Below are 20,627 nucleotides of genomic sequence, written 5' to 3'. Positions count from 1 at the left end.
AGCTCCCACATTTGATCTCATTGGTTCTTGAGAAATGAGTACAACCTATCAGCGAGGCTTCAACGGATGAGAATCCTCGGCATTCTTTGCCTGCTACTCACTTTAAACGGCTGCAGCTCACTGCTGTTCTACCCCGAACCCGGCCTGCCGTTCACGCCGGAAAAAGCCCGCCTGGCCTATCGCGACGTCACCCTCACCACCGTCGACGGCGTAAAGCTGCATGCCTGGTGGCTGCCGGCCAAACCCGGTGTGCCGCTCAAAGGCACGGTGCTGCACCTGCACGGCAATGGCGGCAACCTGGCCTGGCATCTGGGTGGCAGCTGGTGGTTGCCGGAGCAGGGCTATCAAGTGCTGTTGCTGGACTATCGCGGTTATGGCCTGTCTGAAGGCAAGCCGTCCTTGCCGGCGGTGTATCAGGACATCGATGCCGCATTCGGCTGGATCGACAAGGCCCCCGAAACCCAAGGCCAGCCGCTGATCGTGTTGGGCCAGAGCCTGGGCGGTGCGCTGGCGGTGCATTACTTGGCGGCACACCCGCAGCGCCAAGCCCAGCTCAAGGCCCTGGTCCTGGACGGCGTGCCCGCCAGTTATCGTGATGTAGGACAATTCGCCCTCAGCACCTCCTGGTTAACATGGCCGTTTCAGGTGCCGCTGTCGTGGCTGGTGCCCGACGCCGACAGTGCGATCAATGCCATGCCCCAGCTTACCGGCGTGCCCAAGCTGCTGTTCCATAGCCTGGATGATCCGATTGTGCCGGTGGCCAACGGCATTCGCCTGTATCAGGCCGCGCCGCCGCCGAGGGTGTTGCAGTTGACCCGTGGCGGCCATGTGCAGACCTTCGCCGACAAGACCTGGCAAACCGTGATGCTGCGCTATCTGGACGACCCGCAGCACTTCAATGGCCTGCGCCGCCTGGGCGAGATACCGAATTACCCTATTCCTAAAGTTGATTCATCAGAGAGCCCGCAATGAGCGAAGAACGCAACATGATCCCGCTGATCCTCACCGGCATCGGCACCATCATCGGCACCGTCGGCTGCCTGTGGTTTTACGGCTACTTGCACTTCGCCAAGCCGGAAGATGCCTTGTTGCTCAGCGACTTCACCATGCTCAAGACCGTGCCGGGCGAGGACTACAAGGTCTCGCTGACTCCGGCTGCGCAGGTGGCGCAATGCATTGATGGCGTATTGGTGATGTTTGATACCGAACAGAAAGGCTTGAGCGGCGTACTGGTCAATAACAAGAAACAAGCCGTGCGTTGCATGGGCCAGGAAACCCCGCAACTTCAAGAGTAAAGCGCTTCAATGCAGCGATACTGAAATATCTGGAACCGTATTCCGTAGGATGCCACTTAAGGGCTTGTCAGCGCTGCTGATGGATAACTTATGAATGGCCAGCCAAGGGAGAGTTACGGTGAATATTGCTGCGATAGACAGGATGTTGGATATGGCCCGGGCGCAGCAAAGTTTGGATGAGTTCAGCGAGTGGGACGCAGAGCTTTCCCAAAAGGAGCAGGACGAAACCAGGCGGCGCACGGAGTTCGAGCTGGCGGGCGGCGACGACAGCAACCGTCAGATCCAATTCTGAAGCAAAAAAAACCACCGTTTCCGGTGGTTTTTTTCATCCTGCGTCAATCAATCAGTTAGCAACGGAAGAGCGTGGCTTGACTGGCTGGTTGTCGTTGGAGATGGTCACTTCAACGCGGCGGTTCATGGCACGGCCCGAAACGCTGCCGTTGTCGGCAACCGGGTATTCCTTGCCGTAACCCTGGGTCACGATGCGCGAGATATCCACGCCTTGTTGAGCCAGTGCACGTTGTACCGAAGCGGCACGACGCTCGGACAGGCTCTGGTTGTACGAGTCCGAACCGGTGCTGTCGGTGTAGCCTTCGACGATCACTTTACGGTCCGGGTTGTCGCGCAGGAACTGAGCCAGTTTGGTGATGTTCACCAGGCCACTGGATTTCAGGTCGGACTTGTTGGTGGCGAACAGCACGTCACCGAAGGTCACCAGAGTGCCGCGATCAGTCTGCTTGGCGTTCAAGCTGTCTTGCAGTTGCTTGATCTGTGCATCACGGGCTTGCAGCAGGGCGCGGGCACGTTCGTCGCCGGCGTTTTTCAGCTTGGCTTCGGATTCACGCAGCGAGATGGTGTCTTTGGCCACTTCCACACGCTGGTTGGTCAGGTAGGCCAGTTGGTCGACCTTCTTCTCGTCTTCCTTGTCGCGGTAGGCCTTGTCAGCCTTGTCCAGCCAATCCTGCGCGTCCTTGGTTTCCAGCGCCGCTACCTTGGTGGCTTGCGGGTTGGATTGCAGGGCCGAGAAGTTGGTCCGTGCGTTTTCCAGGTTCTGGTTCGGCGGGGTGGAGCACGCCGCCAGAGCAACGCTCATCGCCAGCAGGGCAGGGATCATCAATTGTTTACGCATAGTCGTGTCGTCCTTTCAATTCGATATCGGGTGCAATGCAATCAGTGGCGGCGGCTTATTGCTGTTTGATAACAGCCGGGCGCATGCCTTCCTGACGCAGTTCCTGCACAGCTTTCTGGGAATCCTTCACAGCCTGGTCAGCCTTGGCAGCCTGGGCCTTGCGCTCTGCGACTCGGGCATCCCACTCGGCTTGCTCAGCCAGTTGACGCGCTTTGTCGTAGTTTTTGTCATGCATGGCCAGTTCGGCAGCTTTGAGCTTGTCCTGGGCCGACTTCATTTCTACCGCTGCGTACTCGGTGCCGCCGGCGCTGACTGCGCTGTTTACGGCGGACTGGGTCACGGCGTATTGCTCGGTCGGAGGGTTGCCGGCGCAGCCCGCCAGAACGAAGCTGGTGCCGATTGCCAGCGCGGCCAATTTCAGCCCGCGCAGATGGTTAAACGAGGATTTGGCAGTGCTGGTCTTCATCGTCTTCAACTCCATTGGATAACTCCTGAAAAAATCAAAATCCACTTCATTGGTTGGCGGTTGCAGGCCCGGCGGTAAAGCACCAAATGCCCTTTCAAACGGCCGTTCCAAGTGATGGCTTACTGGCTGTGACCGGAGCGTTTTTTCAAAAGTTCAGCGGAGATGGCGATTTGCCTAAAAAAATATCTGACTGTTTGGTCAGCGTTTAAAAGTTTGAACTTTCGCGTTGCGCAGAGGTACTCCGAGCCTCTGTGAGGCCCGGAATACAGGGGTTAAACGGGGGGTGTCGAAGGTTTGTCAGTGTTGCTGTTTATCGGCGGTGGCTGATAAATCATGCAGATAGCGGCGTGACAGAGTCAGAAAGCGCGGCGTCGGGCCGACGTCCTCGTACAGTGGGTCACCCTCTTCATCGGTGGCGATCACATGCTGGCCCTTGATGTAGGGGAAGCTCGCTTCCAGCTCTTCAAGGGCCGCGCCGATCAGTTCACCGAGCAATTCTTCGGTGCTGCGCTTGGGGTACATCTCGGCGATAGCGGCCAGGCGCGCTGCGGACTCGACGTCCAAGTGGATCGCGTACTCGGTTTTGGTCAGGCGACCCTTGGCGTTCTCTTCCCAATGTTGGGCCAGTTCTCGAATTTTCATGGCAACCTCAATAAGCCCGCGATGGCAGGCGGTGATGGGTGTCCAGTCGCCTGCGTGGGTAACACGACGACTCACTGTTGAGACTAGCTGCAAGTCGCAAGGTTTAAAGTGTCTTGTCAGAAACTGACGCGGGCGGCACTCTGGAAGGCCTGCGCGTCCCGGATTTCTGGCTGGAGATTGGCTGATGAGTGATATCGATGCACGCTTGCGTGAGGATGTTCACCTGCTGGGTGAGCTGCTGGGCAACACCATTCGAGAACAGTACGGCGATGCTTTTCTCGACAAGATCGAGCAGATCCGCAAAGGCGCCAAGGCTGACAGGCGAGGTGCTGGCGATGAGCTGAGCACCCGCCTCAATCAGTTACAGGAAGATGAATTGCTGCCCGTGGCCCGGGCCTTCAACCAGTTTCTCAACCTGGCCAATATCGCCGAGCAGTACCAACTGATCCATCGGCGCGATGAATCGCAACCAGCGCCCTTCGAGTCTCGCGTATTACCGGAGTTGCTGGCGCGCCTGCAAAGCGAAGGTCACAGCAATGAGTCCCTGGCCCGTCAGTTGGCGCGCCTGGAGATTGAGCTGGTGCTCACCGCCCACCCGACCGAAGTGGCGCGCCGCACCTTGATCCAGAAATACGATGCGATTGCCGCACAACTGGCGTTGCAGGATCACCGCGACCTCACCAGCGCCGAGCGCGAGCAGATCCGACAGCGCTTGCAGCGGCTGATCGCCGAAGCCTGGCACACCGAAGAGATCCGCCGCATCCGGCCCACGCCGGTAGACGAAGCCAAGTGGGGCTTTGCGGTGATCGAGCATTCGCTGTGGCATGCCATTCCCAATTATTTGCGCAAGGCCGACCAGGCCTTGCACGCCGCCACCGGCCTGCGCCTGCCACTTGAGGCGGCGCCGATCCGCTTTGCTTCGTGGATGGGCGGCGACCGTGACGGCAACCCGAATGTCACCGCGCCGGTCACCCGCGAAGTGTTGCTGCTGGCGCGCTGGATGGCGGCGGATCTGTACCTGCGAGATGTCGATCATCTGGCCTCTGAGCTGTCGATGCAGCAGGCCAGCCCTGCATTGCAGGCCAAGGTCGGTGATAGCGTCGAACCTTACCGTGCCTTGCTCAAGCAACTGCGCGAACGCCTGCGCGCCACGCGCCAATGGGCGCATACCTCACTGACCGCCAGCACGCCTGCGCCTGCCGATGTGTTGCAAAACAACCGCGACCTGCTCGACCCGTTGGAGCTGTGCTACCAGTCGCTGCATGAGTGCGGCATGGGCGTGATCGCTGATGGCCCGTTGCTCGACTGCCTGCGCCGTGCCGTGACCTTCGGCTTGTTCCTGGTGCGCCTGGACGTGCGTCAGGATTCCAGCCGTCACTCGGCGGCCATGACCGAAATCACTGATTACCTGGGCTTGGGCCGTTATGAAGACTGGGACGAAGAAGCGCGCATCAGCTTCCTGAGCAAAGAGCTGACCAATCGCCGGCCGCTGCTGCCGGGTTATTTCAAACCGTCGGCAGACACCGCCGAAGTGTTGAACACCTGCAAGGAAGTCGCCGCCGCACCGGCAGCATCACTCGGTTCTTATGTCATTTCCATGGCGGGTGCCGCGTCGGATGTGCTGGCCGTGCAACTGTTGCTTAAAGAGTCGGGCGTGCAACGGCCGATGCGCGTGGTGCCGCTGTTTGAAACCCTGGCCGACCTGGATAACGCCGGGCCGGTGATGGAGCGTCTGCTGCAATTGCCGGGTTATCGCGCGCGCTTGCAAGGCCCGCAGGAAGTGATGATCGGCTATTCGGACTCGGCCAAGGATGCCGGCACCACCGCCGCTGCCTGGGCACAGTACCGGGCGCAGGAACGGCTGGTGGATATCTGCCGCGAGCAACAGGTGGAGTTGCTGTTGTTCCATGGTCGCGGCGGCACCGTTGGCCGTGGCGGCGGCCCGGCGCATGCGGCGATCCTGTCGCAGCCGCCAGGCTCGGTGGCGGGGCGTTTCCGTACGACCGAACAAGGCGAGATGATCCGCTTCAAGTTCGGCCTGCCGGACATTGCCGAGCAGAACCTCAACCTTTATCTGGCTGCCGTGCTCGAAGCCACGCTGCTGCCACCGCCGCCACCTGAGCCGGCCTGGCGGCATCTGATGGATGAATTGGCAGCAGACGGTGTCAGTGCTTACCGCGCCGTGGTGCGGGAAAATCCGCAGTTCGTCGAATACTTCCGCCAGTCCACACCCGAGCAGGAGTTGGGCCGCTTGCCATTGGGCAGTCGCCCGGCCAAGCGCCGTGCGGGCGGTATCGAGAGCCTGCGCGCGATTCCGTGGATCTTCGGCTGGACCCAAACCCGCCTGATGCTGCCCGCCTGGCTTGGTTGGGAAGCGGCATTAAGCAAGGCGCTGGAGCGTGGCGAAGGTGAGTTGCTCGGCCAGATGCGCGAGCAATGGCCGTTCTTTCGCACCCGCATTGATATGCTGGAAATGGTGCTGGCCAAGGCAGATGCCGATATTGCGCGGCTGTATGACGAGCGTTTGGTGCAGCCGGACTTGCTGCCATTGGGTGCGCACTTACGCGACCTATTGTCGCAGGCGTGCGACGTGGTACTTGGCCTGACCGGCCAGTCGCAACTGCTGGCCCATAGCCCGGACACGCTTGAGTTCATTCGCTTGCGCAACACTTACCTCGACCCGCTGCACCTGTTGCAGGCCGAATTACTGGCACGCTCGCGACAGCAGGAGGCGGCGCAGGACAGCCCTCTGGAACAGGCGCTGCTGGTGTCTGTAGCCGGTATTGCCGCCGGTTTGCGCAACACTGGCTGAGGTTTTCTGCGTGTTCTCAATGGCTTGCAGATAAACAACGACGGCCGCCCGGAAACGGGCGGTCGGCGTTTAGGAGGCGGGGTTGCACTCAGGCACACCCTACCTATGACTGCATGGCGGGCGCGGTTCTTGCGACTTTTGGCGGCTTGTATGGATAGAGCCCGCTGTGTATCTTGATCAGCCTTTGGCCGTTTGATCGGCCAGGACCCACATTTTTACGAGATTGGCCCCACGCGGCGAATCCGAGCGTCATCTCTATAAAAAATTGAGGAGCACATCGATGCGCGTCATTCTGCTGGGAGCTCCCGGGGCCGGTAAAGGTACTCAGGCAAAGTTCATCACTGAAAAATTCGGCATTCCACAAATCTCCACCGGTGACATGCTGCGTGCCGCCGTCAAGGCCGGCACCGAGCTGGGCCTGATCGCCAAGAGCGTAATGGACAGCGGCGGCCTGGTCTCCGATGACCTGATCATCAACCTGGTCAAGGAACGCATCAGCCAGGAAGACTGCGAGAACGGTTTCCTGTTCGACGGTTTCCCACGCACCATTCCCCAGGCAGAAGCCTTGGTGAAAGCCGGCGTTGAGCTGGACGCTGTGGTTGAAATCGCAGTTGAAGACGAAGAAATCGTTCAGCGTATTGCGGGCCGTCGCGTTCACGAAGGCTCGGGCCGCGTGTACCACATCGTCTACAATCCGCCAAAGGTTGAAGGTAAAGACGATGTGACCGGTGAAGACCTGGTACAGCGTAAGGACGACACCGAAGAAACCGTGCGCCATCGCCTGTCGGTCTACCATTCGCAGACCAAGCCGCTGGTGGATTTCTACCAGAAGCTTTCGGCTGCCCAAGGCAAGCCGAAGTACAGCCACATCCCTGGCGTGGGTTCGGTAGAATCCATCACTGCCAAGGTGCTTGAAGCACTGAGCTGATCCTTCGATCGGCTTTGCGTACAACGGCCCGCTTGCGGGCCGTTGTTGTTTATACTGGCGCACTTTTTTTCGACTTGGACACCTACACCGATGAGCACCCTGCTGGCCCTGGACACCGCGACTGAAGCTTGCTCCGTCGCCTTGCTGCACGATGGCAAGGTAACGAGCCACTACGAGGTGATCCCGCGTCTGCATGCGCAGAAGCTGTTGCCGATGATCAAGCAACTGCTGGAAGAGGCGGGCACCACGCTGTCTGCCGTGGACGCGATTGCTTTCGGGCGTGGCCCGGGCGCCTTTACCGGCGTGCGTATCGCCATCGGCGTAGTGCAAGGCCTGGCCTTTGCGCTGGAGCGCCCGGTGTTGCCGGTGTCCAACCTTGCGGTATTGGCCCAGCGTGCATTGCGTGAACACGGTGCCACGCAGGTGGCGGCTGCGATTGATGCGCGCATGGATGAAGTGTATTGGGGCTGCTACCGCGAAACCGCTGGCGAAATGCGTCTAGTGGGCGTGGAAGCCGTACAGCCTCCGGAATCGTCGGTGTTGCCTGCTGATGCCAGCGGCGAGTGGTTCGGCGCCGGCACTGGCTGGGGTTACGGTGAGCGCATCGACGTAAAGCTGGCTGGCCAAGATGCAACAATGTTGCCGCATGCCGAAGACTTGCTGACCCTCGCACGTTTCGCTTTTGAGCGCGGCGAAGCGATTCCTGCTGACCAGGCTGCACCGGTTTACCTGCGCGATAAAGTTGCGCAAACCAAGGCTGAGCGCGGCCTTTAACGGTGGCGAGGGAGCTTGCTCCCGTCGGGCCGCGAAGCGGCCCCGCTGTTAATAGATCGGGACTGCTGCGCAGTCCAGCGGGAGCAAGCTCCCTCGCCACATTTAGTGCAGCGCACCGGCAAAAATCCCCAATCGTCAGAATTTGCCTCGGTTTGTAAACCTTTTACAAATTATGTGTTCTAGTTATCACCAGAGCATTTGCGCGCTACGGAAAGTGCCGCTAAATTGCCATCATTGATACCGAGTCTGCATGTATGCGTATAGACGGCTTTTCCTCACAGTCCTACCCACTCAAGCGTAAGCCGCGCAAGGCGAACGTCACGGTAGACGAGTCCGTCGAAGATTCGCCGGACTTCATCGAGGTTCAGTCAGAGTCGCAACCCAGTGCCCAAGGTTCTGGCGCTGCACGCATCAGTGGCCTTCCTGCCCGTCAGCAAGACATGGTCTTCCCCCGTTCCATGAGCAAAAGCGTCGCCACCGCGCTGGCCAGCTACCTGACCACCGCCGGCTTTGTCGAATGGGATATGGAAGTGCTGGGTCTCGACATCCACATCTGATGCGCCTGCCTTACTACATCGGCTGCCCGTCCTGGAGTGAAAACGCCTGGCGCGAGTACCTGTACCCGGCCGATGCCCGTTCCAGCGACTACCTTGCCCTGTATTCCCAGGTCTTTAACGCCGTTGAAGGCAACACCACCTTTTATGCCCGCCCCTCGGCCGCCACGGTGCAGCGCTGGGCTGAAATCATGCCTGAGGGTTTTCGTTTCACCGCCAAATTCCCCGGAGATATCAGCCACGGCGGCGACTTGCGCGAGCAATTGCCGGCAGCGGAAAGTTTTGTCGGCTTGATGAGCCCTTTGGGCGAGCGGGTTTCGCCGCTGTGGTTGCAATTGTCGGCGAGCTTTTCGCCGCAACGCCTGGGCGAACTGGCGGGTTTCATTGACGGCCTGGAACGCCCGCTGGCCGTGGAAGTGCGTCACCCTGAGTTCTTCGCCAAGGGCGATGCCGAGCGCAGGCTCAACCGGCTGTTGCGCGACCGTGGTGTGGAGCGTATTTGCCTCGATCCACGTGCGCTGTTCAGCTGCACTTCAACGTCGGCGGCCGTGCTGCACGCCCAATCGAAAAAGCCCAAGGTGCCAACACGGCCGGCGGCGCTGACTCAATTTCCCCAGGTGCGCTTCATCGGCCATCCGGAACTGGAAGCCAATGACCCGTTCCTGGTCCCGTGGGTAGAAAAAATTGCTGGCTGGATCGAAGAGGGGCGCACGCCATATGTGTTCCTGCACACCTCGGATAACCGCCTCGCCGCGCAACTGGCGCTGCGCTTTCACCAACAGTTGATGCTGCGTTTGCCGGGTTTGCCAGCGCTGCCAACCTTGCATCGGGAACCCGCAGCGGAGCAACTGGGGTTACTCTAGGGCTCCTTTTTCCGACAGGAGTCAGCCATGGATGCCCAAACCCTTCGCGCCGAAACCTTCAAGGCCTTGCATGAGCGTGACCGCGCATTCGTGATGCCCAACCCGTGGGATGCCGGCTCCGCCATCATGCTCGCCAGCCTGGGTTTCGAGGCGTTGGCCACGACCAGTGCGGGCTATGCGTTCAGCCTCGGGCGCCCGGATGCGGAAGGCGCATTATCGCTTGAAGACACCTTGGCCAATGCCTCGGCGATTGTGCAGGCCACTGCGCTGCCGGTAGCGGCTGATCTGGAGAACGGCTTCAGCGACACCCCCGAAGGCTGCGCCCAGACCATCCTGCGCGCCGCGGCCAGCGGTATTGTGGGTGCCTCTATCGAAGACGCCACAGGCATTGCGGTCGACCCGATCTATCCGTTTGACCTGTCGGTGGAGCGCGTGGAAGCCGCCGTCGCCGCTGCCCGCAGCTTGCCATTTGCCTTTACGCTCACCGCCCGTGCAGAAAACCTCCTGCATGGGCGCCTGGATTTGCCTGACACTATTCGCCGCCTGCAAGCCTACGCCGAAGCCGGGGCGGACGTGCTCTACGCTCCCGCCTTGCGCAGTGCCGAAGAAGTGCTCGCGGTGGTCAAGGCGGTGGCGCCCAAACCGGTAAATGTACTGATGTCCGGTGGTTTGAACCTGAGCGTGGCGCAGTTGAGCGAAATGGGCGTGCGCCGCATCAGTGTAGGCTCAGCCATGGCGCTGGCGGCGTATGGCGAGTTCTATCGGGCGGCGCAGGAGGTGTATGAGCTGGGCACTTTTACCTTCACTGAACGCAAGATGCCGTTCAGCCAGGCCAACGGTTTTTTCAAAGACTGAATCAGGCCGCCAGGCGCAGGTTGTTGAGGACCAGCGGGCGCGCCCAGTGATAATCGAAGTCCAGCGCCTTCTGTTGCGCCTCCAGCTCCTCGGCCGGGTAAGGCGTGGCAGGCGGTGGCAGCAGGTCCAGTTCGAATTCGGCAATCGGCAGGTGCAGCGGCTGGGGCTGCGGCGCCGGGCCAGGCTCAGGCGGCGGGTTGCCGGCATTGAGCACAATCGGGCGGACCCAGCCGCTTTCGAAGTTTTGCTGGCGCTGCTGTGCGATGATTTCTTCTGCCGGGAACGGCGTGGCAGGCGGCGGCAGCAGCTCGGTTTCAAATTCGGCGATGGGCAGGAACAGCGGCTCCGGCGGGGCGACCTCGGTGTCGTGTACGTCGCATTCACGCTGGGTGAGGATCTGTGACAACAGGTCGGCGCCTTCGCTGGGTTCTACCGCCGGGTCCCTCGGCGCCGGGGCTTTGGCCGCCAGCGCACCCGGCGTATCGCCAAGCTGCTCGGCCAACGCACGGGCGAAGAAGTCCTGCCACACATGGCTCACCCCAGCCAGCGCTTGAGTATTGCGCAGGCCGTAGTGGTTGTGGGTCGGCAGTACACCGATGGTTAGGGGAAGAATGTCTGACATTTTTCTCGGTCGACGCTCAGCTCTGGCAAAATACCTGACTGTTGTTTTTATCGGCCGTTGTTTGCCGATCCTTAATATTTTTGAGCGTAGCGATTGATGAGCGAACAACCAGCGGCCAGCCGCATTCGGGTCGAGGCTTTGGCCGACGGTTTCAAGGCCCGCGCCGAGCACTGGGCCGCGCAGCTTGGCCTGCCTTTACAGCTGGAGGAGGCGGACTTTTCCCTGCAAGTCGGGGAACACGGCCTGCAACTGCAACAGCTCGGGCCTGACGCGCCGGGGCCGGTGCGCGTGGACTTCGTCGAAGGCGGCGCGGCGCATCGGCGTCTCTACGGCGGTGGCAGTGGGCAGATGATCGCCAAGGCGGTCGGTGTTGCCCAAGGCGTGCGTCCACGGGTGCTGGACGCTACGGCGGGCTTGGGCAAGGACGCGTTCGTACTCGCCAGCCTGGGCTGCGAGATGAGCCTGATCGAGCGTCAGCCGTTGATCGGCGCCTTGCTCGAAGACGGCCTGGCCCGTGGTGCGGACGACTTTGAAGTGGCGCCGATTGTGGCGCGCATGCAGTTGCTCAAGGGCAACTCGATCGAGGTGATGCGCAACTGGGAGGGCGAGCCGCCGCAGGTGATCTACCTGGACCCGATGTTCCCGCACCGTGAGAAAACGGCGCTGGTGAAGAAGGAAATGCGCCTGTTTCGCCCCTTAGTGGGCGATGATCCGGACGCACCGGCCTTACTCGCTGCCGCTTTGGCGTTGGCCAGCCACCGCGTGGTGGTCAAGCGCCCGCGCAAGGCGCCGTGCATTGACGGGCCCAAACCGAGCCATGCGTTGGATGGCAAGTCCAGCCGGTATGACATCTATCCAAAGAAAGCGCTCAAGTCCTGAATCATTGTTGTTCTTTCGGGCCTCATCGCAGGCAAGCCAGCTCCCACCTTTTGATTTGCAAACACAGTCAAAGGTGGGAGCTGGCTTGCCTGCGATAGTGCCCGATCAGGCAGCTCAAACCCTCAAGGCCGATACGCCCGCATAAACAACCCCACCACCTCCTGCACATGCGCTTCGGCAGCTTCTTCACTCAGCTGCCCGCCACACCCATACAACAAGCAAAAATTTGCCGTGCCCTTGAGCAGGCAAAAGAAGTGCTCAGCCGCCGTAAATGGTTTGTCGATGCTCAAGGCGCCGCTCTGGTCAATGCGGCTGAGCAGGCGCTCCATGCCTTGCAGCATGCGCATAGGCCCGGCTTCAAAGAAGATCTGCGAGAGTTTCACGTCCTGGTTGCCGGTGGTCATCATCAGACGGTGCAGGTTCACCGATTCTTCGCTGTTGATCAGCCGATGAAAGCCGCGCGCGATGTTCAGCAGCACGGTGTGCACCGGCATGCCCTCGGGCAACTCGAAATACATCACCGGCAACTGCTCCTCGCACTTGGCCACGACGGCGGCGGTGAACAAGGTCTCTTTATCCGTGAAGTGGCTGTAGACCGTCAGTTTTGACACGCCGGCCTCAAGGGCCACGGCATCCATGCTGGTGCTGGCGTAGCCATTGCTCAAAAACAGGATTTTGGCTGCTTCGAGGATTGCCTGGCGTTTTGCCATGTCCTTGGGACGCCCGGGGCTATTGGTGTTTACAGGATTGTCGGACATTTTCACCTTTAATACTGGACTGGTGAGTTTGGTATTAATAACATACCGGCCAGTATAATTATTCCTAGCTCCATTTGCGAAAGGTCCTTCAGCATGCGCAGTACTTTCCTGCCCCTTGCGTTGCCTGTCAGCCTGATCTTCCTGTTGACCGCCTGCGGTCATGAAGAAGCGGCCCAAACCACCATCCGCCCGGCCATGGTGGTGCAACCGCAGCCGTCGGCGCTGGCGATGGACAGTTTTCCGGGGGAAGTACGCGCCCGTTATGAGCCGGACCTGGCCTTTCGCATCGGCGGCAAAGTCAGTAAGCGCCTGGTGGAGGAGGGCGAGCGGGTCAAGGCCAACCAGCCATTGGCAGAGCTCGACCCACAGGACGTGCGCCTGCAACTGGAAGCCACCCGCGCCCAGGTTGCCGCCGCCGAAGCCAACCTGAGCCTGGTGCGCGCCGAACGCGACCGCTACAAGACCCTGATGGACCGTCAGATGGTCAGCCGCTCGCAGTACGACAATTCCGAAAACCTCTACCGATCCGGTGAAGCGCGTCTTAAGCAGATCAAGGCCGAGTTCGACGTATCGAGCAACCAGGCCGGCTATGCCGTGCTGCGTGCGCCCCAGGACGGTGTAGTGGCCAAGCGTGCGGTTGAAGTCGGCCAAGTGGTGTCCGCCGGCCAAACGGTGTTTACCCTGGCCACCGATGGCGAGCGCGAAGTGTTGATCAGCCTGCCCGAGCAAGGCTTTGGCCGCTTCAAGATCGGCCAACCGGTATCGGTGGAGTTGTGGAGCCAGCCCGACCAACGTTTTGCCGGGCGCATTCGTGAGCTCTCACCGGCAGCCGACCCAAAATCCCGCACCTTCGCTGCGCGCGTTGCCTTCACCGGCGGCAAAGTCCCCGCCGAGCTGGGCCAGAGCGCCCGCGTCTTCATCCAGGCTGATGGCATCGTCCCACTGTCAGTGCCGCTGTCGGCCCTGAGCGCGGAGAACGGTGCGTCCTACGTCTGGCGGGTACAGCCGGACAACACGCTCAAACGAACGCCGGTGCGCATCGGTGCTTTCGGTGAAAAAACCGTGCCGGTGCTCGAAGGCTTGGCCCCCACCGATTGGGTGATCGCGGCGGGTGTGCATGTGCTCCATGAGGGCCAGCAAGTGCGCCCGGTGGATCGCGCCAACCGAGTAGTGAATCTGGCGGCCAAGGAGTAGTCCCCGATGGGTTTCAATCTTTCCGAATGGGCGTTGCGTAATCGCCAGATCGTACTGTTCCTGATGATCCTGCTGGCAGTGGTCGGCACGTTGTCCTACACCAAGCTGGGGCAAAGTGAAGACCCGCCGTTTACCTTCAAGGCCATGGTCATCAAGACCAACTGGCCGGGCGCCACGGCCCAGGAAGTTTCGCGCCAAGTCACCGAACGTATCGAGAAGAAGCTGATGGAGACGGGCGAGTACGAGCGCATTGTCTCGTTCTCACGGCCCGGTGAGTCGCAGGTCACCTTCATGGCCCGCGATTCGATGCACTCGGCGCAAATCCCGGAGCTGTGGTATCAGGTGCGCAAGAAGATCAGCGATATTCGCCAGACCTTGCCGCCGGATATCCAGGGGCCGTTTTTCAACGATGAATTCGGCACCACCTTCGGCAATATCTACGCCCTGACCGGTGACGGTTTTGACTACGCGGTGCTCAAGGACTACGCCGACCGCATCCAGATTCAACTGCAACGCGTGCCGGATGTGGGCAAGGTCGAGTTACTGGGCCTGCAGGACGAGAAGATCTGGATCGAACTGTCCAACCTCAAGCTCGCCACCCTCGGCCTGCCATTGGCTGCAGTGCAGCAGGCACTGCAGGAGCAGAACGCCGTCTCCACCGCCGGTTTCTTTGAAACCCCGACGGAACGCGTGCAACTGCGCGTCTCGGGTAACTTCAAAACGGTCGATGAGATCCGTAACTTCCCGATCCGCGTCGGTGACCGCACCTTCCGCATCGGTGACGTGGCGCAGATCCATCGCGGCTTCAACGACCCACCGGCGCCGCGCATGCGCTATATGGGCGCGGACGCCATCGGCCTGGCCGTGGCGATGCGTGACGGCGGCGACATTCTGGTACTGGGCAAGGCCCTTGAAGGCGAATTCGCACGCCTGCAGAAGAACCTTCCGGCAGGCATGGAACTGCGCAAGGTCTCGGACCAACCGGCCGCGGTGAAAACCAGCGTCGGCGAATTCGTCCAAGTATTGGCTGAAGCCTTGGCCATCGTGCTGCTGGTGAGTTTCTTCTCCCTTGGTGTACGCACCGGCATGGTGGTCGCCCTGGCGATTCCGCTGGTACTGGCGATGACTTTTGCGACCATGTATTACCTGGGCATCGGCCTGCACAAAATCTCCCTCGGTGCCTTGGTGTTGGCCCTGGGCTTGTTGGTGGACGATGCGATCATCGCCGTGGAAATGATGGCGATCAAAATGGAGCAGGGCTACGACCGGCTCAAGGCCGCGAGTTTTGCCTGGACCAGCACCGCGTTCCCGATGCTCACCGGCACATTGATCACCGCCGCAGGTTTCCTGCCGATTGCCACCGCGCAATCGAGTACCGGTGAATACACCCGTTCGATTTTCCAGGTGGTGACCATTGCCCTGCTGGCCTCGTGGGTTGCGGCGGTGGTGTTTGTGCCGTACCTGGGGGAAAAGCTCCTGCCGGACCTGGCGAAGATTCATGCGACCAAACACGGCACCGATGGGCCTGATCCCTACGGCACGCCGTTCTATCAACGTGTAAGACGCTTGGTCGAATGGTGTGTGCGTCGGCGCAAAACCGTGATCGTGTTGACCTTGTTGTTGTTTATCGGCTCGGTGGCGCTGTTCCGTTTTGTGCCACAGCAGTTCTTCCCGGCCTCCGGCCGACTGGAGTTGATGGTCGACCTGAAACTGGCTGAAGGTGCTTCGCTGAGCAACACCGCCGACCAGGTCAAGCGCCTGGAAGCCTTGCTCAAGGAACATGCCGGTATCGACAACTATGTGGCCTATGTGGGCACCGGTTCGCCGCGCTTCTACCTGCCGCTGGACCAACAACTGCCGGCCGCTAGCTTTGCGCAGTTTGTGGTACTGGCCAAAACCATCGAGGAACGCGAGAGCCTGCGCACCTGGCTGATCGAGACCCTTAACGAACAATTCCCCGACCTGCGTTCACGCGTCACGCGCCTGGAAAACGGCCCGCCCGTGGGCTACCCGGTGCAGTTTCGCGTGACCGGCGAGCACATCGAAGAAGTCCGTGCCCTGGCGCGCAAGGTCGCGGCCAAGGTTCGCGAAAATACCCACGTGGTCAACGTGCACCTGGACTGGGAGGAACCGAGCAAGATCGTTTACCTGAATATCGACCAGGACCGTGCCCGTGCGCTGGGCGTCAGCACTGCCAACCTGTCGAAGTTCCTGCAAAGTTCCTTGACCGGCTCCAGCGTCAGCCAGTACCGCGAGGACAACGAGTTGATCGAGATCCTGCTGCGCGGCACCGTGCATGAACGTACCGAGTTGTCGCTGCTGCCGAGCCTGGCGGTGCCGACCGACAACGGCAAAAGCGTAGCGCTGTCGCAGATTGCGACCCTCGAATATGGCTTTGAAGAAGGCATCATCTGGCACCGCAATCGCCTGCCGACGGTGACCGTGCGTGCCGATATCTACGGCAAGGAACAACCGGCAACCTTGGTCCAGCAGATCCTGCCGACCCTGGAAGGCGTGCGCGCCGAACTGCCGGACGGCTACCTGCTCGAAGTGGGCGGCACCGTCGAGGATTCGGCCCGTGGCCAGAACTCGGTCAAGGCCGGCGTGCCGCTGTTTATCGTGGTAGTGCTGACCTTGCTGATGCTGCAACTGCGCAGTTTCTCACGCACTGCAATGGTGTTTCTGACGGCGCCGCTGGGCTTGATCGGCGTGACCTTGTTCCTGCTGGTGTTCCGCCAGCCCTTCGGCTTTGTCGCCATGCTCGGCACCATCGCGCTGTCGGGCATGATCATGCGTAACTCGGTGATCCTGGTGGACCAGATTGAACAAGACATCAAGGCCGGGCTCGCACCCTGGCAGGCGATCATCGAAGCCACCGTCCGACGCTTTCGCCCGATTGTGCTGACGGCGCTTGCGGCGGTATTGGCAATGATTCCGCTGTCGCGCAGCGTGTTCTTCGGGCCGATGGCGGTGGCAATCATGGGCGGGTTGATTGTGGCGACCGCGTTGACGTTATTGTTCTTGCCAGCCCTGTATGCGGCATGGTTTCGCATTAAGAAGGAGGCGCACTAGTTCATAACGGGAGGCGTGAAGGCGTATCGATAGTATTGACGGGTGTGGGAAAAGCCTGAAATTCGATAACTGCTGTTTAAGCCTGAATGTCTCCCACTTGTTTATTTAGAATATTGGCAGTTTCTTCTCGACGGTTTTTATAATGGAGGTGTTGGTGTCGGCCAACGGCGTTATTTTTTGCAAGGTTTGATCAAGGTGGTTAACGGAATGTGTGTACAGATGGCAGACGAAACTGTCTTCCCCGGTGATCTTGTAACAGACAATACATTCAGGCATGTCTGACAGTAGCTGCTCCACTGTTTGAAAATTTCCCGTCAGCGGTTTTACCCGCACCAGTGCCTGCAGCGCAAACCCCAGTGCCTGTGCGTCCAACTCTACGCTGAACCCACTTATAACCCCTGCCACTTCCAGGCGTTTGAGACGCTCACTGCAACCAGGAGCGGACAATCCCACCTGCCGGCTGAGCGCGCGGATAGAGGCACGGGCATTCTGATGCAGGGCGACCAGCAGCGCGCGATCAATGGCATCGAGTGTCTGATCGTTTTTTGTAAGCCTTTTCATTAGATGAACCTTACGAACATTGATGAAATAGCGTGAAAATCTTACATACCACAGATCCCTGACAAAAGAATGGATTTTTAAAAGGTTTCCATCTATTTTTTTATTCTTGAATGTGCGAATTACAGCTGCGTTCAAAAGTTACCGCCGGCTAAGCGATGCGGCTGTGTTTGAGTGAGTGTTTTTAACTTGCTATAAATTTTATTGAATGGGTGTATGAAAGTGCAAAGCGGTCCAGTGCGTGGTGGTTGTGAGGGGTGCTAACGTTGAGTTACAACTACAAGGCGGTGCGGTTTCATTAAGTTTTGAATAAAGCTACCGAGGCGCTTCACATGTTTGATGTCACGCTAAGTGTTTACCAGGCGATATTCACCTTTACCCTCGCAGCTATCGCCTTACTGGCCAGCCCCGGCCCCGCGACTCTGGCGCTGGCTGCCAGCGGCGCGGCGTATGGCATGCAACGCTCGTTTCAGTTTTTTGTCGGGATCACCCTGGGTTTAGTGATTGCCATGGCGTTGGTTGTTTCTGGGCTGTATGTGGTCTTGCACAGCTTTCCCGGGTTGGCGGTGGCGCTGACGGTCATCTCCATTGTTTATATTTTTTGGTTGGCTTACCGCATTGGTACGGCACCGCCCATTCAGGATGAGCAAGCTGTGGTCACGCCGGGCTGGGGTGCCGGTTTTGTGCTGGGGGTTGCAAATATCAAGGCGTATGCCGCGTTTGCAGCGTTACTGGGCAGTTTCACCTTGGGCACTTCGCCCGCCTGGGAGCAGGGCACAAAGTCGCTTATTTGCTTATTGGTTTGCGTGGTATTCGATTTTTTGTGGCTTTTTGCAGGCAGCCGGATGCGCAAGTTGTTCATCCATCCCGTTTGGAGTCGACGACTTAACGTAAGCTTCGCGATTTTGATGGTAGCGACGGTCGCCTGGTCATTCACGCTGACGTAGTAGCGCTATCGGTGGGAGGGCCCGTGATCATTCCGACCGAGGAGAACCTTCATGTTTGGGACCGTTTCTGCACTGGTGTTGTTACTGGTCGTACCTGGGCCGACAAACACGCTGCTGTTACGCGCGGGTGTGTTGTTTGGGTTTGCCGCTTCGTGGCGTATGGCATTGATAGAGTGCCTGGCGTATTTGCTGCAAGTATCTGTCTGGGGCGTGGCGTTGTTTTACCTCTCGGCCTGGTCGCCATGGGCGGTGAAAGCCACGCAACTGGCGGCTGCCTGCTACCTGCTCAAATTGTCTTACGCGCTGTGGCAACGCCATTACAGCATCGCCGATTCAAGCCACGATCGATTTTCCAGCCTGCATTTTTTCTGGCTCACGGTGATGAACCCCAAAGGCTTGCTGATTGTTTCGTTTATCGCGCCGCTCGGCACCTTCACTTCGCTGCCAGGCTATGTCGGGTTTATGACCCTGCTGGCGATGGTGGTGCTACCGGTAGGCACCGCCTGGATCGTACTGGGCAGCCGGTTTGAAGGCGTTCAGAAAGCCTGGTTAACCCCCTTGAAGATCAACCGCATCGCCTCCGTGGCCATTGGTTGTTTTGCCACGATCATGATGGGGCGATTGGCAGGGGCGGTGATTCACTGATTCACATGCTGATGCAAATAGGCGTGTGCGGCTTTGGAACGTTTGTTTTTTTTACTCCACTCAGAATTGCCTGATGGACAGGCACAGGTTTGGACTTTGCCAATTCGGCAGTCTGGCCTTTTTGAATGAGTTTATGGAGTTTTATATGGCTTTTTTAGATGCTATTGCTGCTTTCAAAGGTGCGTTTCTCGGTGCCTTGCTGGGCAATAATGTACCGCGCAATGATTTTGGAACGGGGTATAGGTCAGGGCACGCAACAAACGATCACCACCATCATCAACAACATCGTCCTCATACAGTCCGGCCGAACGTGGGCCATACCTATCCAACCCAGACCAACCATGGCAGGCCGTATCCACAGCAGCACACGTTCCACGAGCCGTCACCCTACAGGCCTACCTATCCGCTTTTTACGCTGAATCGTTAATGGGCTTTGCCTGAAACAACTGCGCCAAGGCCCGTGGTAAGCGGCCTTGGCGCAGTAGGTCCAGCGTGTTCGGAGCTTACAGCGCGCCAAACACCTTCTTGGCCAGGCTGGTGGCCGCGGCCGCCGGGTTTTTGCGAATGGTTTCTTCCTGCTGCGCGATCATCTTGAACAAGCCGTCCAGCGCCTGTTCGGTCACGTAGTTTTCAACGTTGGCACTTTTGGCATCCACTGCGCCAAATGCTGCCGCCTTGCCAGCCAGGGCGTTGTACTGTTGCGCAACCCCAACCTTGTCGGTAGCGGCCTTGACGATCGGCAGGAACTTGGCGCGAATCTGCTCACGGCTGCTTTTGTTCAAGTACTGCGTTGCCGAGTCCTGGCCACCGCTGAGAATGCCCTTGGCGTCAGTCACGCTCATGTTTTTGACGGCATTGACCAGGATCGGTTGCGCCTGGGTCACGGCCGTTTCGGCGGCCTTGTTCATGCTGGTTTCCAGCTGCGTGACCTGGTCACCCATGCCGAACATCTTCAGCTTGTCGGCGACTTTGCCGAGTTTGCCTGGCAAGCCGATCTTCACTTCGGGGTTGTTGCTGAAGCCACCGGGCACGCCCAGTTGTTTCACGGCGATCTGGGCGCCTTGGGTCAGAGCGTCTTTGAGACCGCCGCTGGCGTCGCCCTGGGACAGGCTGCCAAGGTCCAGGGCCATGGCGTTGGCACCGAGCAGCAAGCCGGCACACAGGGCAGTGAGGCGAAGAGAGTTACGGAGCATGAGCGCTTCCTTATGTTCGGGCTTATGGTCTGGAAAGGTCAGTGTGCGACAGCATCAACGCGCAGACGCAGTGGCTGTTCGTCCTTGCCGTCGAGCTGCACCGCGTGGCGTTCGGTGGTAATAAACAGTAGCTTGCCGTCCAGCTCGATGCGAGCGCTCACCGAGTAAGTGTGGCCGGGTTTGACCTGGGCCGGGTCGTAACTCAGGTGAAACGGCAGCGGCACCTGGCCTTTGACCGGGCCTTTCTGTTCGGCCAGGGTCACCGCCGGCGCGTCCATCAGCGACACGTCCTGCAGGCTGACGCTCAGGGTGGCCGCGGGCGGCAAGGCGATGCGTTGCAGGTAGAACACTTCGCCGTCGAGGCTGGCCTTGGGGGCTGGGGTCATGGATTGGCAGGCTCCGAGCAGGGCGGTAAGGCCCAGGAGGATGATCTTTTTCATG

Annotated in this window: 22 protein-coding genes; 14 read left to right on the top strand and 8 right to left on the bottom strand. The window is 59.5% G+C overall.

What is annotated here, in order from left to right; translation table 11 throughout:
* Positions 1-66: 66 nt before the first annotated feature.
* From ACQY47_RS08435 to ACQY47_RS08425, 3 genes are all read left to right on the top strand, one after another.
* Positions 67-972: an alpha/beta hydrolase gene (locus ACQY47_RS08435; RefSeq protein ID WP_428556897.1), complete on the top strand. Its 906-nt coding sequence runs from the start codon at positions 67-69 to the stop codon at positions 970-972.
* Entirely contained in the window at positions 969-1,295 is a 327-nt protein-coding gene (locus ACQY47_RS08430) for a hypothetical protein (protein ID WP_017137106.1), read from the top strand. Before ACQY47_RS08435 ends, ACQY47_RS08430 begins: the two co-directional genes overlap by 4 nt.
* 118 nt (positions 1,296-1,413) lie before the next feature.
* Positions 1,414-1,587, top strand: a complete 174-nt coding sequence (locus tag ACQY47_RS08425) for a hypothetical protein (protein WP_157786501.1) — start codon at positions 1,414-1,416, stop codon at positions 1,585-1,587.
* Positions 1,588-1,638: 51 nt separating this feature from the next.
* Here the strand turns inward: ACQY47_RS08425 and ACQY47_RS08420 are convergent, their stop codons facing one another.
* The 3 genes from ACQY47_RS08420 to ACQY47_RS08410 form a co-directional block, all read right to left on the bottom strand.
* Positions 1,639-2,424 carry an OmpA family protein gene (locus tag ACQY47_RS08420; RefSeq protein WP_017137108.1) on the bottom strand — a complete coding sequence of 262 codons (786 nt, stop codon included), beginning with the start codon at positions 2,422-2,424 and terminating at the stop codon, positions 1,639-1,641.
* 55 nt (positions 2,425-2,479) lie between these two features.
* Positions 2,480-2,905 (bottom strand): DUF4398 domain-containing protein, encoded by a 426-nt coding sequence (locus tag ACQY47_RS08415; RefSeq protein WP_017137109.1) that lies wholly within the window; start codon positions 2,903-2,905, stop codon positions 2,480-2,482.
* Positions 2,906-3,187: 282 nt separating this feature from the next.
* Positions 3,188-3,532 carry a pilin assembly protein gene (locus ACQY47_RS08410; protein WP_099548541.1) on the bottom strand — a complete coding sequence of 115 codons (345 nt, stop codon included), beginning with the start codon at positions 3,530-3,532 and terminating at the stop codon, positions 3,188-3,190.
* Between the two features lie 184 nt (positions 3,533-3,716).
* Here ACQY47_RS08410 and ppc point away from each other — a divergent pair, with 184 nt between their 5' ends.
* The 6 genes from ppc to ACQY47_RS08380 all read left to right on the top strand — a co-directional run bounded on the left by ppc (position 3,717) and on the right by ACQY47_RS08380 (position 10,318).
* Complete coding sequence (ppc, locus tag ACQY47_RS08405) at positions 3,717-6,344, top strand: phosphoenolpyruvate carboxylase (protein WP_176991290.1); 2,628 nt, start codon at positions 3,717-3,719, stop codon at positions 6,342-6,344.
* Between the two features lie 280 nt (positions 6,345-6,624).
* The gene (gene adk, locus ACQY47_RS08400) at positions 6,625-7,272 is read left to right on the top strand and encodes an adenylate kinase (RefSeq protein WP_428556893.1); all 648 of its coding nucleotides are present in this window, start codon (positions 6,625-6,627) and stop codon (positions 7,270-7,272) included.
* A gap of 90 nt (positions 7,273-7,362) precedes the next feature.
* Positions 7,363-8,046: a tRNA (adenosine(37)-N6)-threonylcarbamoyltransferase complex dimerization subunit type 1 TsaB gene (gene tsaB / locus ACQY47_RS08395; RefSeq protein WP_285683006.1), complete on the top strand. Its 684-nt coding sequence runs from the start codon at positions 7,363-7,365 to the stop codon at positions 8,044-8,046.
* 254 nt (positions 8,047-8,300) lie between these two features.
* The gene (locus ACQY47_RS08390; protein ID WP_017137114.1) at positions 8,301-8,603 is read left to right on the top strand and encodes a hypothetical protein; all 303 of its coding nucleotides are present in this window, start codon (positions 8,301-8,303) and stop codon (positions 8,601-8,603) included.
* A complete protein-coding gene (locus ACQY47_RS08385) occupies positions 8,603-9,463 on the top strand; it encodes a DUF72 domain-containing protein (RefSeq protein WP_099548543.1) in 861 nt (286 codons plus the stop codon). The genes ACQY47_RS08390 and ACQY47_RS08385 overlap by 1 nt, the downstream gene beginning before the upstream one ends.
* 27 nt (positions 9,464-9,490) lie before the next feature.
* Positions 9,491-10,318 carry an isocitrate lyase/PEP mutase family protein gene (locus ACQY47_RS08380; protein ID WP_428556890.1) on the top strand — a complete coding sequence of 276 codons (828 nt, stop codon included), beginning with the start codon at positions 9,491-9,493 and terminating at the stop codon, positions 10,316-10,318.
* 1 nt (position 10,319) lies between these two features.
* Here ACQY47_RS08380 and ACQY47_RS08375 read toward each other — a convergent pair whose 3' ends face one another.
* Complete coding sequence (locus ACQY47_RS08375) at positions 10,320-10,940, bottom strand: energy transducer TonB (RefSeq protein WP_428556888.1); 621 nt, start codon at positions 10,938-10,940, stop codon at positions 10,320-10,322.
* A gap of 96 nt (positions 10,941-11,036) precedes the next feature.
* On the opposite strand from ACQY47_RS08375, the gene ACQY47_RS08370 reads away from it, so the two are divergent.
* A complete protein-coding gene (locus ACQY47_RS08370) occupies positions 11,037-11,819 on the top strand; it encodes a class I SAM-dependent methyltransferase (protein ID WP_017137118.1) in 783 nt (260 codons plus the stop codon).
* Positions 11,820-11,941: 122 nt separating this feature from the next.
* Here ACQY47_RS08370 and ACQY47_RS08365 read toward each other — a convergent pair whose 3' ends face one another.
* Positions 11,942-12,577, bottom strand: a complete 636-nt coding sequence (locus ACQY47_RS08365) for a TetR/AcrR family transcriptional regulator (protein WP_017137119.1) — start codon at positions 12,575-12,577, stop codon at positions 11,942-11,944.
* Between the two features lie 93 nt (positions 12,578-12,670).
* Here ACQY47_RS08365 and ACQY47_RS08360 point away from each other — a divergent pair, with 93 nt between their 5' ends.
* Together ACQY47_RS08360 and ACQY47_RS08355 are read left to right on the top strand one after the other, a co-directional pair.
* On the top strand, positions 12,671-13,771 hold the full coding sequence (locus ACQY47_RS08360; RefSeq protein ID WP_395600198.1) for an efflux RND transporter periplasmic adaptor subunit: 1,101 nt from the start codon (positions 12,671-12,673) through the stop codon (positions 13,769-13,771).
* A 6-nt stretch (positions 13,772-13,777) separates the two neighbouring features.
* Positions 13,778-16,843 carry an efflux RND transporter permease subunit gene (locus ACQY47_RS08355; RefSeq protein WP_428556885.1) on the top strand — a complete coding sequence of 1,022 codons (3,066 nt, stop codon included), beginning with the start codon at positions 13,778-13,780 and terminating at the stop codon, positions 16,841-16,843.
* 105 nt (positions 16,844-16,948) lie between these two features.
* On the opposite strand, the gene ACQY47_RS08350 is transcribed toward ACQY47_RS08355, so the two are convergent.
* On the bottom strand, positions 16,949-17,539 hold the full coding sequence (locus ACQY47_RS08350; protein ID WP_428556883.1) for an Lrp/AsnC family transcriptional regulator: 591 nt from the start codon (positions 17,537-17,539) through the stop codon (positions 16,949-16,951).
* A 194-nt stretch (positions 17,540-17,733) separates the two neighbouring features.
* Between ACQY47_RS08350 and ACQY47_RS08345 the strand changes: the two genes are divergently transcribed.
* Positions 17,734-18,348, top strand: coding sequence for a LysE family translocator (locus tag ACQY47_RS08345; protein WP_428556881.1), 615 nt, complete (start codon positions 17,734-17,736; stop codon positions 18,346-18,348).
* Between the two features lie 51 nt (positions 18,349-18,399).
* On the top strand, positions 18,400-18,993 hold the full coding sequence (locus ACQY47_RS08340) for a LysE family translocator (RefSeq protein ID WP_428556879.1): 594 nt from the start codon (positions 18,400-18,402) through the stop codon (positions 18,991-18,993).
* 503 nt (positions 18,994-19,496) lie between these two features.
* Here ACQY47_RS08340 and ACQY47_RS08335 read toward each other — a convergent pair.
* Together ACQY47_RS08335 and ACQY47_RS08330 are read right to left on the bottom strand one after the other, a co-directional pair.
* A complete protein-coding gene (locus ACQY47_RS08335; protein ID WP_200433330.1) occupies positions 19,497-20,186 on the bottom strand; it encodes a DUF4197 domain-containing protein in 690 nt (229 codons plus the stop codon).
* A gap of 38 nt (positions 20,187-20,224) precedes the next feature.
* Positions 20,225-20,626, bottom strand: coding sequence for a YbaY family lipoprotein (locus ACQY47_RS08330; protein WP_236460205.1), 402 nt, complete (start codon positions 20,624-20,626; stop codon positions 20,225-20,227).
* Position 20,627: the final 1 nt, after the last annotated feature.

Origin of the sequence: Pseudomonas edaphica (assembly GCF_965277385.1) — a bacterium.
GTDB lineage: Bacteria > Pseudomonadota > Gammaproteobacteria > Pseudomonadales > Pseudomonadaceae > Aquipseudomonas > Aquipseudomonas edaphica.
Note: the sequence above shows the minus strand (reverse complement) of the source record. Positions and strands in the feature narration are given on the sequence as shown.